Genomic DNA, 14,448 nt, shown 5'->3' with positions numbered 1-14,448 from the left:
GGAAGATTGCGTGACCTCCGCCGTCGCCGGCCGCATCCTCCGAGACGATACCCTATGGAACGCATAATCCATGGAATCCCCGTCGTCCCCGGCGCGGCCGAGGGGGCGGCGCTGGTCACCGACGAGCCGATCAGCTTCTGGGGTGGTTACGACCAACGAACGGGTGAAATTATCGACCGACGGCATCCGCTTTCCGGGCAGATAGCCGCCGGCCGGGTGCTCGTGGTGCCGTTCACCCGGGGCTCGAGCACATCCACAGCCATCTTGCTGGAGTCCGTCCGCGCCGGCGTCGCGCCGGCGGCCATCGTCAGCCGCGAAGTGGACACCTTCATGGCCCTGGCCTCCATCGTCGCGGATGAGATGTATGGCAAGCCGATCCCGATCGTGGCGCTGGCCGAGGCGGACTTCGAACGGATTGAGGGGGGGCAGCAGGTATGCATCGAGGCGGATGGGCGGATTCGGCTTTTAAACCGTGGTCATCCTGAGCCTGTCGAAGGACCTCCCGAATCACAGTAAAAGGGCTGAAATGAGGGTCTTTGGTCGGCCGGGAGGTCCTTCGACACCTCACGATTACATCGTGAGGGCTCGGGATGACGGGGTTTGGGGCCGGGTTTTATTCCTCAATCAACCCCCGCGCCTCCTCCGCCGCCGTCAGGCTTTCGATGTAGAGATTCGCTTCGAGCGCTGCCCGGAAATGGCGCTCGCTCAGGATCGTATCCCCGATGGCCCGGTAGATGTGGCCGGCGCGGAAGTGCACCATCGCATCACCTGTGTTCAGCCGCATGGCCCGTTCGATCGGCGCGACGGCCTCGGCGGACCGGCCGAGTTTGTGGAGCACCCAGGCATGGGTCTCATTGGCGTGGAGGTGGCCCGGCCGGCGCCGCACTTCAGCTTCCGCCAGCTCCAGTGCCTCCTCCAGACGCTCGCCACGGTCGGCAAGGAAATCGGCGTACTCCATCCGGTTGTTTTCGCCCATCGCGGAGGCCGCGCGGTAGCCGGCCTCGACGCGGTCGAGGTACAGGTTCGCCGTGGCTTCGTCGCCCGAGGCGGCGAAAACCTCCACAAGGACCTCCAGAAACGCACCACGCGGCTCCTGCGCATAGGCCTGGCCGAGGTAGGCGATGGCCGATTCCGTGGCGCCTTCGATATGGGCGATGTGCCCGAGGCCGGCCAGGGCCTGCGCATACCCGGGCGCCTCTTCCAATATCCCATTATAGATCCGTTCGGCGCTTTCCAGATCGCCTTGACCCAGGTACAGGGTGCCGAGGTGCATCAGCGCCCACGTGCGGTCCTCTTGGCCGGGCACGCCGGCTTCGACGGCCAGCTCCATCGCCTCGATGGCGCCTGCCGCGTCGCCGTGCAGCTCGCGCAGGTACGACGCGCGCGCGTACGCCGCAAGACCCGGCCGCATCGCCAGCAATTGGTCGCTCGCCGTCACCGCCGCCTCGTAGTCGCCGAGTTCGACGAAAGCATCGACGAGGATGCCCTGAACGGCAGAGTCGTGCGGATAGACTTTCGCCAGGGCCTCCGCCTCGCCGCGTGCCTCGTCGAATCGGTGCAGGATGTTCAGCAACGAGGCGTGGAGGACCTGCGCGTAGTAGTCATCCGGATTCCGGGCCAGGGCCTGCTCGATGCGCTCCGACGCGAGCGGGACAAAGCGGGTCTCGTCGCCCGTCTGCCTCGATAATTGGAGGTATACCTGGGCGAGGCGGGTGTAGGCTTCCAGGTCGTCCGGCGCCTTCCGGATGCGGTCTTCATAAAAGGCCGCCGACGACTCGGCGTTGAGAAATAGAGACGCCGGCGTCGCCGGCACCTGCGCCACATCGGGCGCCTCCTCCGGTTTGAGCCAGCTATAGGCCAGCCAGCCGGCGACGACTACGACCCCCGTCAGCGCGAGTCCGGTTATTATGGAGGTGAGCTTATGTGTTTTCATGGGACGGGAATGCTTGTCTGATTCCTAAAAATGGTGGTCATCCTGAGCTTGTCGAAGGACCCCTCGATTGTGCAAGACCTGTCTAAAGCGAGGCGCAGCCCATTCGGGAGGTCCTTCGACACGCCCGGGATGTACATCCCGGGCGGCTCAAGATGACCCTCTTTTATTTCACTTCACCAGAATTGCCTTCTTCGTCTGGATCGACTTTCCTTCGGCCTCCAGGCGGTAGAAGTACGTCCCGCTTGGCAGCGCCGAGGCGTCCCAGCTGAGCTGGTGGTTACCTGAGGCGTGGTCCTGATCGACGAGGGTCGACATGAGCCGGCCCTGGAGGTCGTATACCCGGATCGCCAGGTTGCCCGGACGCGTCACCTGGTAGGCGATCGTCGTCGAAGGGTTGAACGGATTCGGGTAGTTCTGGTCGAGCATGAACGCGCTCGGCACCGCCATCCCGAGGCCCTCGATACTCACCGGCAAGTTCATCGGATCGAGCGCGGTGAGCTGCTTGACGTAATCGAACCCACGGTGCGGGGTCGCCTGGTATGGGAATTCGTCGAGCAGGCGGACGTCATTCGCGACGGGGCCGGCCGTGTAGTTGAGCGCATCGACCAACTGCTGCGACGCGAGATCGCTGTAGTCGCCGGCCGTGGCGTCGTCGAACGGCAGCCCGACAGCCGCAAGCACAAGGCCGCCAACCGCCTGGAGGGCGATCGTGGTCACGTCATCCTCCAGTCGGCGCCCGTTCGGGAAGCCGTCCATGTGCGGAATGAACTCGAGGTCCGACGTCATGTTGTACGGGGCGGCCGTAAGACCGAGCACGGCGGTGCGCACGAGGCCCTGACGAGAATACAGCTCAAACTCTTCTCCCGACCGTGGCGTCACCGGCGTGGCCATGTTCAGCCGCAGCATGTCGCCGCCGTACAGCTCCCCTTCTGGCCCCTGGGTGTGCGGGAGGAAGTTGTGGATGAATGGCTTGCCGGCGCTGAGCGGGCCGCCGGTCTTCCCGGTAGCCAGCTGATAAGGGATGGCGTTCGGCACCCCGAAGTAGAAGATCGGGTAGACGTCCACCAGCCTCGGCTCCCCTTCTCCCACCAGCCCTTTCGCCAGCGGAACGGCGAAGGCGGTGCCCGAGAGATCGGGCGGCGGGTCGAGCTTCGTCACTTCAAACGCCCCATCTTTTCCATTCCGGAAGTTGAGACCCGGAGCGCCATCGCCATCGATATCGCCCAACGCGGGGTAGGACATGGACGGCATCCGCAGCGCGGCCAGCGCCGGCACGGCGCCGCCAAACTGGGTGTCGTCCATGTAAAGCCCCAGCTCCGGGTTGGCGAAGTAGGTGATGAAGGTCTGCTCGGCTTCGCTGTACGGCGTCGCGGCGTTCCAGCGGTCCTTTTCGCCGATGGGAATCACCGCCTCGTTGGTAAGCGGCATCCCGAGCCGGGATACCTGAACCCAGGGCCCCGAATACGTAGGCTTCGCGCCTTCAGGAGAGAGTGTAGTGATCTGTGGCCGGCTGGCCGAGGCCCAGACCCCGATCACGAAGTTCGGATCGAGGATGCTCGTGGCCTGATCCGTCCCGTACCCATCTTTCTGCAAGTTTTCGATCGGAATCTTCAGGGAGATCGTGTGGACGTTAAAGCCGGCGATGGCGTCGCGGGCGTTGTCGGCGTTGGAGGGATCCCCCCCGTACTGGCTGCGCGTCTGCCCGAGGTCGAACACGCCGCCGAGGTCGACAAAAAAGGCGTCGTCGCGCGGGCCGGCGAAGATCACCTCGCCGCTCGAGGCGGTCGCGATAGCGTCGTTGACGAGACTTTCGTAGTCCGTCGAGAGGCCGACATCACTACCGAGCGATCTAGGGCCGATGCGGTTCGGAGGCACGATGCCATCCTGCAGAATCGTCAGGAACGACGCTCCGCCGTCCGTGCTTTTCTCGACGGTGTAGGTGGTTTTGAGATTCTGCTTACCGAGCCGGATGTTGAAGAACGTCGTGGGATCTTCATTCTCCTGCTCAAACGTAAAACGGTACGTGATGTCGTCCGTCGCGCTGCCGAGCGCGCCGGCCGAGGGCTGGTTTTTGATGTGGATCTCATACCGGATATTTTCTCCGAACGTGTTGTAGTTCGGGCCGCCCTCCGGCAGTTGGAGCGGGATGTAGTTGGCGATGATGGTGACCGTCTCCGGGTCGTCCGGCGAGCGGAAGGCATAGAGGTCGGTATTATCGGCCAGCGGGTCGTTGCTGATCATCGGCGCCTCACGGTGGCTGGAGGCGTCCCCAAAGTCGGGGAGCCCGAGGCCGGCGGCGACGAGCGCGCCGAGGGCCAGCGGGAATAGAAAACGTTGATATGGTTTCATATGTATATTTCAATCGAGTGAAACGGGCCGCCCCGATCGGAGCGACGTTAACACAATGAGAATACCAGCCCATTCCGCTTACCCACCAGCCCAAAACCCGCTCACCTTTCGCTCAAAAATGGTTGCGGCTCTGCGAAATCATCTCTTGTCAACCTTCCCTTAAGCCTCGAACCTTGAACCTTAATCCCCTATGCTACCCTACTTCCTTATGCCATAACGCCTCGGCGATGGCCTCCACGCCGACGGTGAGGTGCCGGCGGAATGAGCTGTACGGGACGCCAAGTTGTTCGGCGGCGAGCTCCTGGGAGGGCGCCGGCTTCAGGTAGGTCTTTTCGACGGCCTTGAATAGCTTCCGTTCGCGCGGCGAGGCGTCGAGCGTGCCGGCGGCATCCGCGAGCATCGTGCACAGGACCTCGATTCGGTCGGCCGTATCGGCGCCGTGCTGGCAGGCATCCACCACCAGGCGGGAACGGAGGAGCGGGTTGTCGCGCAGCTGCGCGGGGCGTTTGTACATGCATGCGTAATGCATCGCGCACAGCGGTATGAAAATCCTCGCGGCTCAGGACAAATAGCGACGGCTGCGACTCCGGCGCTCGGCCGGCGTCCTCGTGCGAGGGCACCCGGCTGGCGATACGCTTCAGCCATTCACCTGGCGGCGTCACCCGCCAATCGTGCCCGAAGGGGACCCACGTGCCGGCCTCCAGGGCATAGTCCGCCTCGGGTAGCCGATGGAGATCGACATAGGCAAACAGCGTCTGCCAGTGGTCGGGCTCGGCGCAAGGGAGGAAAGAGAACGCCAGCCCCGGCGTTGTCAGATAAAGGCGCACCATCTGGATGAAACACATGCTCTGGATGAGCGAAATGCCCTGATACGTCTCATCCGATAGCCAAAACCGGAACAGCAGCGCGTTTTCGCCTTCTCGCAGTGGCGCGAAGTGCTGCAGGTAGGTCAGGGCGCGATCGACGGCAGGGTCCGCCCGGTCCTCTTCCCCCATGTCGGCCTCGAGCCGTAGCGGCACGAAGACGCCGAGCGGCGCCCCGGCGGGGTCCCGGTAGACGCGGACGCCGGCAGGTTGACGAACGAGCCAGCGACGCGCAACCTCCACCGCCGCCGCTCCTTCGTGGCGCTCGATCATCGCAAGAATCGCCTCGGTATCTGAAATGTGGTAGGCGTCGTCGATGATCGGACTGTTGGACGATTGCTCCATCCAGTCGCTCTGGAGCTGGGTGAAGATCGGCTTGAGGAGCGGATTGTCGCGATGCAGGTACAGATAGTCGATCAGCACCTCACGTATCTGGACGCCGCCGGCGCCGTTCATCTGCCCCATATAATAGTGACGCGCGCGACGCTGGAGTTCGGAGTGCCATTCCGGTGCCCGCCACTGGAGGTCGGCCACAAGCACCTTGCGCGCCATGTCGTGTAGGAAGAGGCCGGCCGGACCGGCATCGATAAATGACAACGTCCGCAACCACTCGAATGGCGCGTGTACGTCATCCTTTTCGAGGAGCGAAGCCAGCGCCTGCTCGGTGGTATGCCGGATCGTGGCGCATACCTGCAGCGCATACCGATGCTCGGGCGTCGGCGCCACGTCGAGGAAATGGGTGAGCAGCGCCTGGATGATGTCCGGCTCGGCCGCCGCGACGGCGCCGGCGTGCTGCTCGATCATGTCACTCATTAGCGACAGCGCGAGCGGGTATCCCCGGGTGAATTCGAGGATGTCGCGATGCCGTTCATCTGGCACCTGCCGCTTCTGGAGGTAGGCGAGGGTCTCGTCGGCGCTCAGGTTACGCAGCGGCGCCACCCGCACGAGCGCCTGCCACCCCGGATCCATCCGCCAGGCGAGCGATGGTTTTAAACGGCCGGCAAAAACCGCCACGACCCGCTCGGGTAGGGCCGGTAAAAACCGCTCGCGCAGCCACCAGTCGAGCGACCCGATCGTCTCCGTCGTGTCAAAAAACAGCGCATGCTCGTTGCCCGAAATCGCCAGATGGGCCAGCGGGTCGGCGCCGGCTTCCAGACCGAGCCCGGCGGCCACCGCCCGCAGGAACGCATCGGGCGCGGGTTCCAGCGACCGGGTATCGATGTACATGGGGGACCAGCCCCGCTGACGGGCCCGGTCGGCGAACATGTGCAAGAGCGATGTCTTCCCGACCCCGCCGGGACCGTAAACAAATAACACGGCGTACGGTCGACTCCCACCGGTGAGCGCCTCGTCGAACAGGTCAAGCTCTGCCTTCCTGCCGACGAACAGACGCTGGCGGGCCGCATTGAGCATATCGGCGAACTTAGTATACATGCGGGACTATCGGATAATTCGCATAGCCAAGGTACGCACCGGCGAGCAATTCTCCAGCAGGTTGTTGAGATGACACCGCTGTGGAACGAGCGATGCTTGAGCATTTCTTGATCTTCTTTCCGTGCAGAATTGAACTCGAAGTTGGATATTCAACCGCACCCGTCGTCAACCGGTGCACAGCTATCCACCTTGCTCCCTGTCATATGAGCCGTCTGCTTTCCCTTCTGCTGCTCGCGCTCGAAAACGCCCTCGATGTCGCGTGGAACGAAGCCCAGCTCGACACCGAATCCCGCCTGCGCGGCGAGGCCGGCCCGGTTTCCGAGCTCCATTTTACACCCGGAAATCCCCGCAACGTGCGGGTGAGGCTGACTTACTTGTTTTAGCCCGAGTTCGGACTCGGGCCGCATCTATCCATCCACGACTACTCACTTTCTCGAAAAAAATGCGTGCCGCGTGATAGGATTCGCGTGATTTTCTCGCTGCATAAGGTAGATCCCCATCCACTTTACCCATCCAGCCATGACCAACGCCACGCTCCGTCTCCGCGAATCCGGCACGACGACCCTCTCTGCCGACGCGCTCGCCACCCTGTCCGGCGTCCTGCGAGGACACCTCGTGTTCCCCACCGACGCCTCCTACGACGAGGACCGCAAGTTATGGAACGGGATGTTCGACCGCCACCCCGGATTGATTGTCCGCTGCAAAGGCCCGTCCGACGTGATCGCCACTATCCAGTTTGCCCGGCAGCACAAGCTGTTATTTACGGTAAAAGGCGGCGGCCACGGCATGGCCGGTCACGCCGCCTACGACGGGACGTTGATGATCGACCTGTCCCTCATGCGCGGCATCCGCGTCGATCCTGTTGCGCGAACCTTGCGGGCTCAGGCCGGCTGCACGTGGGGGGATGTCGACCGGGAGAGCCAGGCCTTTTCGCTGGTGGTCCCGGGCGGTGTCGTGGCCGATACGGGCATTGCCGGCCTCACCCTCGGCGGCGGCTATAGCTGGGTGCGGCGCAAATACGGCATGAGCATCGACGCCCTGTTATCGGTGGACATCGTAACCGCCGACGGACGGTATCTGACGGCCAGCGAAACGGAAAACCCCGACTTGTTCTGGGCGATACGCGGCGGAGGCGGGAATTTCGGGATCGTAACCTCCTTCGAATACCGGGCATTTCCGCTGGGCCCCGAGGTGATGCTCGCCGCCGCCATGTATCCGCTGGAGGATGGCGTCAAGGTGCTGCGCGCCTGGCGCGACCTCGTGCCGAGTCTGCCGGACGAGGTGACCACGGATGCTATTTTGTGGACGGTACCTCAATCGGCTCCATTCCCCGAGGCGATCTGGGGCCGGGCGTTCGTGATGCTGGCCGGCGTCTATGCGGGAGGCGTCGAGGAGGGCCGGCAACGCCTCCAAGCGCTGCGTGAAGTAGGCACGCCGTTCTTTGATATGAGCGGCCCGATCCCGTGGATTGTCCTGCAGGGGATGTTCGATCCCTTTTTCCCGAAAGGCGGACGGTACTACTTTAAATCGGCCTTCCTGAACAGCCTCGGCGACCAGGCTATCGATGCGATCCTGAGCCATCAGGCGGCACGCACCTCCCCGAAAGCCCTCACCAGCATCCGGCTCATGGGAGGCGCCATCGCCCGCCCGGGGGCGTCGGCCACCGGGTTCGGCAACCGGAACGCGCCTTTCCTGCTGAGCATCGACAACCTCTGGGACAAAGCCTCCGAAGACGACGCGCAACTCGCTTGGGCGCGGGCGTACTGGAACGACACGCAGCGGTTCTCCAACGGGCAGATGTACTTCAATTTCCCGGGCGCCCTTGAAGAGGGGCAATCGCTAATCAAGAACTCGTTTGGCGGCAACCACGGGCGGTTGCAATCCATCAAGGCGCAATACGACCCCGAGAACATGTTCCGAATGAATCAAAACATCGTGCCGGCGTAAGACATACATGAGCGTGGGTCGGGTTACGGCCTTTGGCCTAACCCGACCTACGGGGCTTTTGAATAAACGTGCACCCGATCAAACGAACATGGCCGGGTTGATTTCGAGCTTCACTTCCGAGATCTTGTCGGCCGGAATGCCCATACGACGGGCGTGTTCGAGCAGCAATTCGGGGCTGGCTGCCTCGTATTCACAATACATCTTCCCTTCCGCTTCCGACATGTAGGTCCGAATCCACATGATGCCCAGTTCGCGCCCGATTTCAACGGATTTTCTCCCATCCCCGTAAAGCGCCTCTACGGAAGGAGCCTGGAGCCCCTCGATATTACGTTCAATGATATACCGTGGCATCGCTTTGGCTGTTTGATGGTGAGGACAACTTAGGCATTGACGTTACACGCTAAGCCTGAACATGTCCTCCTGAACTCAGTGAAGGATCTGTCTAAAACGCAACCAATGCCGTTATTAGTAGGGATTCGCGTTTCATACAGATGCTTCGCGAGGCTCAGCAGGACAAGATCGCGAAACCTGCGTAAGATCAGTTATTCAAGAGGGCCAATTGATTCAGGAGGTTAATACAGGCCACCTGTAACGTTCGTTCCCCGGTCTCCGTGGCGATATCGAGGGCTTTTTGTGCCGATTTCCGGGCCTGTTCGTGCTCCCCACGCAACGTATGGATTTGTGCGATACGTTCCAACATCCATCCCTCGCCGGCCCGATCCTCCAGCGCCCAGCGCACTTCGAGGGAGCGGCCGTAGGCTTCCAGGGCCTTGTCGAAAGCCCCTTGCGTGCGGTGCGCGTCTCCCAACATAGCCAGGGCGTGGGCCTTGAGCGTGCGTTCCCCCGTCTGTTCGTGGAGGCGAAGGGCCTCGATTAACGTTTCTAGTGCCTCATCGTTTTTGCCGAGTTTGAGCTGAGTGGATGCGACGGAGTTCAGCATCAGGCCGGCGTGTACGGCATCCGCTTTTTGATCATAGAGGTGATACGCCTCTTGAAAAAACCCGAGGGCGCTTTCAAACCTTGCTTGCTCCCAATCGAGAATTCCCATTGTATTCAGTAGCTGACCGCGTTCCTCCTCGAATCCATCCAGTGAGGCATAATCAAGCGCGGTGTTGTACAGATCTCTGACTATTTCCGCATCTCGCCCCTGAGCCCGCGCCAGACGCGCTTTGCCCTCCAGCGCGAGAAAACGCTTGCGCCGGTCGCCGAGCTGCACGGAGAGCTCATCGACTCGTTCCCAGTGCACCATGGCGCCCGGGTAGTTTTCAATGCGTTCATACAAAATGGCCAGACTGGTGCAAACGGAGAGGAGCAAATCCCGAATCTGCAATCGTTCAAAGATGGAGTAGGCCTCTTCGAGGAGCTCCGCACTCTCCCGAAAACGTCCATTATGCATGTAGAAGTTTCCAGTCACCAGGAGTAATTCGGCCAATTCACCCGGCCGGCGCAGAGAGGACTTGCGTTGTAAATTTATTGCGGTTAGATACAACTGTTCGACCTCCGTTGTCCTACCCTCTCTGCGCAGAATCTCCGCCAGGCCCTGATGGTTTAGTGAAAATCGGAAGAACGTACCCTTCGGTGACATATTCTTCCCATCGGCATACATGGCTTCCCAGTCAACGAAGGACTCCTTGTAGGAAGCAATAGCCGCTTCAACTTCACCCATTGCGTACTCATACTTGGCTTTCGCTTGCAACAGAGCGGCGTGTTGCCAGGCGCTTTTCCATGTCGAACGGCTGAGCGCCGTGTCGAGATAGGCTCGTGCTCCCTCAAAATCACCCATCCTGGTCGTAATCGAGATGAGATTAAAGAGTGCACCGATGGTCTCCTCCGGGGTAAATGTGTGTTCCGATAGCTCGAGTACGCGCTGGCTTATCTGAAGGGCCGCTGGAAAGTCTTCCTGTCGCAAGTACAACCATCCGACACTCCGCAAGGCTCGACCTAATAGAGGATTGGCGTGTTCCGCTTCGGCAAGAGCAACAGCACGATCCAGTACGATCCGAGCCTCTTCGTAGTTGATCGTCTCGATCAGAAAATCACCTTTTCGACACAACCACTCACATTCCAACAGGGGGTCTTTTTCCGCCTGGATAATCGATTCGATGGCCTCCAGGCAGGCGCGTCGTTCGTCCATAAAATGAAGACCTTCGAAAATGGTCTCGTTGGCGAACAGGACGTCGAGCCGTAAACGCCACGTCTCGGCGGTGGTCGGGGCGCGGTCGAGCCAGGACAGAAGCGACTGATTGATCGCCAGGGCTTCCGTGTATTGCACGAGTTGCCAGGCCTTCTCCGAGGTTAGCTTCGCATACCGCACGGCGAGCTCCCAGCGTTCCGCCTCCGCGAAGTGTAGGGCGAGCATAAAGGGTTGTTCGTTCGCGCGCTCCGGATATAACACCTCGATGGCCTCGCCCACCGCCCCGTGCAAGCGCTTGCGCTGATGGGCGAGGAGGGTGTCGTAGGCCACGTCTTGCACGAGCGCATGTTTAAACCGGTATTCGATTTCCGGGAGCACCTTGGTCTGCTGGACAAGCCCCGTCTGCCGTATGCCGTCCAGCAAGGCGTCGAGCCCACCCTGTTCGGGCAGGACGCGCTGTAAAAGCGGCAAGGTAAACGTGCGCCCCACGACGGACGCGGCCAGCAGCAGCGTCCGCGCCTCGGTCGAAAGGCGATCGATACGGGTGCGCAGCACGGCTTGAACGGTGGCGGGAATGGTGATCTGGTCGATGGCGCCGGCCGTGAGGAGCCGGCCGTCCGCCACCGAAAGCACGCGTAGTTCCTGGAGCGAGTTCAACAGCTCCTCCAGAAAAAACGGATTCCCCTCGGTGCGCTCCATAAGTGTGTTCACGATATCGCGCGGCACCTCCGTCACATCCAGCATCGACGCCATCATGGCCTCGATTTCCAACGCCTCCAGCGGACGGAGGCGGATCGGGACGTGGCACTCGGGCTGCCCCCAATCTGGCACAAACGTCGGCCGATACGTGAGCAGCACGAGGATCCGGTGGGAAGAGAGCAGGTCCACGACAAGGGCGAGGGCATTGCGCGAGGCCTCATCGGCCCAGTGCCAGTCCTCCAGAACCACCACGAGGGGCCGATGGCCGGCCAGGGTCGTCAGAAAAGCCGTCAGACTTTCCATCACGGCCCGATGCAGCTGTTCTCCCTCCATGGCAGCGGGTATGCGAAAGTCGGGGTGCTCCAGACCCATCAACCGGAGCAACACCGGCAAGTAAGGCTCCAGCACATCCCCGATGTGCCGGACCGCGTCGACCACCCGAACGGCATCGATATCCGTCGGCTTTATCGCGTCGACCCCGGCGGCCATGCGCAACACGTCGATAAACGGGAAATAAGGGGTACGGCTGGCCTGGGACTGGCAGCGCCCGATCAGCAGCGCCACATGCTCCTGGCCGATCGATTCCCGAAACTCGAACAGGAGCCGGCTCTTCCCAAGGCCGGCCTCGCCGCTTAACGTCACGAACTGTCCCTCGCCCCCCCGCACCCGGTCGAAACAGCGCACCATCGTATCCATTTCGCGCTGCCGGCCCGCAAAGGCCGTCAAACGGAGGTCGGCGGGAAGCGGCTGCGTCGATCGCCGTTCATCCTCCACCCGATACACAGGCACGGGCTCTCCCCGTCCCACCGAGATGGCCCCCAGCGGCGCGAGGTGATACCGGGAGCGAACGAGCCGGAACGTCTCCCCATCCACGAGGATACCCCCTTCTTCCAACCGGGCTACCATGCGCTGGGCCCGGCTCAGCAGCGGACCCGTGAGTTCGAAGGGAACGCTCCCGTCCGATGTAGTCCTCGCGACCACCATGCCGCTGGTAATGACCGACTGCGGCGCCAGATCACCCATGACGGCGTGTAACGCCGTGGCGGCGCGCACCGCGCGCAGGCCGTCGTCTTCATGGACTTCCGGCAGACCAAACAGGATAATCAGCTCTTCTCCGGAAAACCGGTAGGTCAGGCCGGCATGGGCTCCCACGATCTGCTCGACCTCCCGGAGGAGCGATTGATGCTTTTGCTCCAGTTCCGACGGGGGTAATTCCTCCGCCAGTCGCGCATATCCTCCCAGAACCATCAGGAGTAGGGAGGCTTGCCGGCGCTCGCCCTCTTTCGAGAGCAGGGGGCGAGGAACGGCTGCCGGCTCGGACGCCTTCGCGGCCGGCGGCGCGGATGCGGCCTCCAGCGCCACAAGAAACGCGGCCAGATCGGGCCAACGCCCGTCCGCCGTTTTGCTGAGTGATCGGTTGATCAGGGTCTCGTACGCTGGCGAGACCTCTGGCCGGAGGGTTCGCAGAGACATCGGATCTTCATTCAACTGCGCATACATCAAGGCGTAGTGATACTCGCCCTGGAACGGACGCTGCCCTGTCAACAGCTCGAACAAGACGACACCCAGCGCCCAGATGTCGGCCCGGTGGTCCACCCGTTCACCGCGGAGCTGCTCCGGGCTCATATAGGCCAACGTTCCGAGCTGCGCTCCGACACTGGTCAATTGGGATTCCGCGCGCCTGGCGACCCCGAAGTCGAGGATTTTGACGATGCGGTCGGTGGTGACGAGGATGTTGGCCGGCTTGACGTCCCGGTGTACGATGCCGGCGGCGTGCGCGCGCTGCAGTCCAACCGCAACCTGGCCAACGTAACCCACCGCATCCGCCAGGGGTAGCGGACCTCGTTCTAGTTTCGCCCGTAATGTCTCCCCTTCGTAGCAGGGCATCGCGAGGTAGAGCAGCCCCTCGGCCGTTTCGCCCACCTCGTATATCGTGCAGATATTGGGATGCTCCAGGCTGGCGACCGCCTGCGCTTCCACGAGCAGCCTGGCTTTGGCATCGGGATCGGCCGTCAGGTCCTCGCGCAGAAACTTCAGCGCCACCTCTCGCCTGAGCCGCGTGTCGAAGGCCCGGTACACCACCCCCATGCCGCCGCTGCCCAGCGCATCCCGGATCTCGTATTTATCGATGATCCGGGCCGGCACATCCATTTTTGAGGAGGGCGTCGTCTGCTGTTCCATTTGTGCGATCAGCCCATCAAAAACGCCAGGCCGGCCCACGCCGGCGATTAGCGCCCAAACGCGTTCTTTTAACCCATCATCATCCCCACAAACCGCGTCCAAACGTTCGGCGCGTTCACCCTCGGGCCAGGTGAGCGCCTTCGCGAACAGACCATATGCGCGATCATCCTGATCCGCCATCTTCTTTTCCCTTTAGAGCACAGGGCGGGCGGCATCACGTCCGTCCGCCATCACCTGATTCAACCAATCCCGCGCGTGTTGCCAGTCGCGGTTCGCGGTTGCCACAGAGATGGATAATTCACGGGCCGTCTCTTCCGCAGAAAACCCGCCATAAAAGCGAAAGGAAATCACCTGGGCCCAACGAGGATTCACGGACTGTAAACAGGTTAAGGCCTCTTCCAGATCGAGCAGGAGCGATGCCGTCTCTTCACCAATCTCCAGATGGTCATCCAGGGCGACGTGTACATGATCCCCCTTTCGTTTAGACGCCAGCCGCGCCCTGGCATGATCAACCAGGATGTGTCGCATGATCTGGGTGACCACGGCAAAAAAATGCGAACGCCCCTCCCAATTCACCATGTCGAGCGCCGCCAGCTGTTCATAAGCTTCGTGCACCAGGCCGTGCGTGTTCAGCGTGTGATGCGCGCGTTCACCCCGCAGTCGCCGGCGGGCAATTCGAACCAGTTCATCGTAAACGGACGGAATCAAGACCCCGAGCCCATCGGGATCTCCATGAGCCCATGCATGAAGAAGCCCGGTAACCTCCGCGGATGTGTCCATAAGTGTGGTCGACGCCGGTAATACATAACGACTCCCTCATAGTATAACATTCCAACGAGGAAGTCCAAATACTCACGTGTCACCAACGCATCATCGAGGCCGAATAATGATCGTTTCAGGGCCGTTTC

At 61.8% G+C, this 14,448-nt stretch carries 9 protein-coding genes; 3 read left to right on the top strand and 6 right to left on the bottom strand.

Annotated features, from left to right (window positions below; translation table 11 throughout):
- Positions 1–54: 54 nt before the first annotated feature.
- Positions 55–516 (top strand): DUF126 domain-containing protein, encoded by a 462-nt coding sequence (locus SH809_17500; protein ID MDZ4701512.1) that lies wholly within the window; start codon positions 55–57, stop codon positions 514–516.
- Positions 517–613: 97 nt separating this feature from the next.
- Here SH809_17500 and SH809_17495 read toward each other — a convergent pair whose 3' ends face one another.
- From SH809_17495 to SH809_17485, 3 genes are all read right to left on the bottom strand, one after another.
- On the bottom strand, positions 614–1,933 hold the full coding sequence (locus tag SH809_17495; GenBank protein MDZ4701511.1) for a tetratricopeptide repeat protein: 1,320 nt from the start codon (positions 1,931–1,933) through the stop codon (positions 614–616).
- Between the two features lie 168 nt (positions 1,934–2,101).
- Entirely contained in the window at positions 2,102–4,282 is a 2,181-nt protein-coding gene (locus SH809_17490) for a DUF4331 family protein (protein MDZ4701510.1), read from the bottom strand.
- 206 nt (positions 4,283–4,488) lie between these two features.
- Positions 4,489–6,579: an AAA family ATPase gene (locus tag SH809_17485; GenBank protein ID MDZ4701509.1), complete on the bottom strand. Its 2,091-nt coding sequence runs from the start codon at positions 6,577–6,579 to the stop codon at positions 4,489–4,491.
- Positions 6,580–6,782: 203 nt separating this feature from the next.
- Between SH809_17485 and SH809_17480 the strand changes: the two genes are divergently transcribed.
- Together SH809_17480 and SH809_17475 are read left to right on the top strand one after the other, a co-directional pair.
- The gene (locus tag SH809_17480; GenBank protein MDZ4701508.1) at positions 6,783–6,962 is read left to right on the top strand and encodes a hypothetical protein; all 180 of its coding nucleotides are present in this window, start codon (positions 6,783–6,785) and stop codon (positions 6,960–6,962) included.
- 136 nt (positions 6,963–7,098) lie between these two features.
- The gene (locus tag SH809_17475) at positions 7,099–8,526 is read left to right on the top strand and encodes an FAD-binding oxidoreductase (GenBank protein ID MDZ4701507.1); all 1,428 of its coding nucleotides are present in this window, start codon (positions 7,099–7,101) and stop codon (positions 8,524–8,526) included.
- Between the two features lie 78 nt (positions 8,527–8,604).
- Here SH809_17475 and SH809_17470 read toward each other — a convergent pair whose 3' ends face one another.
- From SH809_17470 to SH809_17460, 3 genes are all read right to left on the bottom strand, one after another.
- Positions 8,605–8,877 carry a DUF4242 domain-containing protein gene (locus SH809_17470; GenBank protein MDZ4701506.1) on the bottom strand — a complete coding sequence of 91 codons (273 nt, stop codon included), beginning with the start codon at positions 8,875–8,877 and terminating at the stop codon, positions 8,605–8,607.
- 187 nt (positions 8,878–9,064) lie between these two features.
- Entirely contained in the window at positions 9,065–13,720 is a 4,656-nt protein-coding gene (locus SH809_17465) for a tetratricopeptide repeat protein (GenBank protein ID MDZ4701505.1), read from the bottom strand.
- Positions 13,721–13,732: 12 nt separating this feature from the next.
- Complete coding sequence (locus tag SH809_17460) at positions 13,733–14,320, bottom strand: ECF-type sigma factor (protein MDZ4701504.1); 588 nt, start codon at positions 14,318–14,320, stop codon at positions 13,733–13,735.
- Between the last annotated feature and the right edge of the window lie 128 nt (positions 14,321–14,448).

Source organism: Rhodothermales bacterium (assembly GCA_034439735.1).
In the GTDB taxonomy this organism is placed as follows: Bacteria; Bacteroidota; Rhodothermia; order Rhodothermales; family JAHQVL01; genus JAWKNW01.
Note: the sequence above shows the minus strand (reverse complement) of the source record. Positions and strands in the feature narration are given on the sequence as shown.

Coding starts and splice junctions, on each gene's coding strand:
- SH809_17500 (MDZ4701512.1), top strand. CDS start 55: ATGGAACGCATAATCCATGGAATCCCCGTCGTCCCCGGCGCGGCCGAG.
- SH809_17495 (MDZ4701511.1), bottom strand. CDS start 1,933: ATGAAAACACATAAGCTCACCTCCATAATAACCGGACTCGCGCTGACG.
- SH809_17490 (MDZ4701510.1), bottom strand. CDS start 4,282: ATGAAACCATATCAACGTTTTCTATTCCCGCTGGCCCTCGGCGCGCTC.
- SH809_17485 (MDZ4701509.1), bottom strand. CDS start 6,579: ATGTATACTAAGTTCGCCGATATGCTCAATGCGGCCCGCCAGCGTCTG.
- SH809_17480 (MDZ4701508.1), top strand. CDS start 6,783: ATGAGCCGTCTGCTTTCCCTTCTGCTGCTCGCGCTCGAAAACGCCCTC.
- SH809_17475 (MDZ4701507.1), top strand. CDS start 7,099: ATGACCAACGCCACGCTCCGTCTCCGCGAATCCGGCACGACGACCCTC.
- SH809_17470 (MDZ4701506.1), bottom strand. CDS start 8,877: ATGCCACGGTATATCATTGAACGTAATATCGAGGGGCTCCAGGCTCCT.
- SH809_17465 (MDZ4701505.1), bottom strand. CDS start 13,720: ATGGCGGATCAGGATGATCGCGCATATGGTCTGTTCGCGAAGGCGCTC.
- SH809_17460 (MDZ4701504.1), bottom strand. CDS start 14,320: ATGGACACATCCGCGGAGGTTACCGGGCTTCTTCATGCATGGGCTCAT.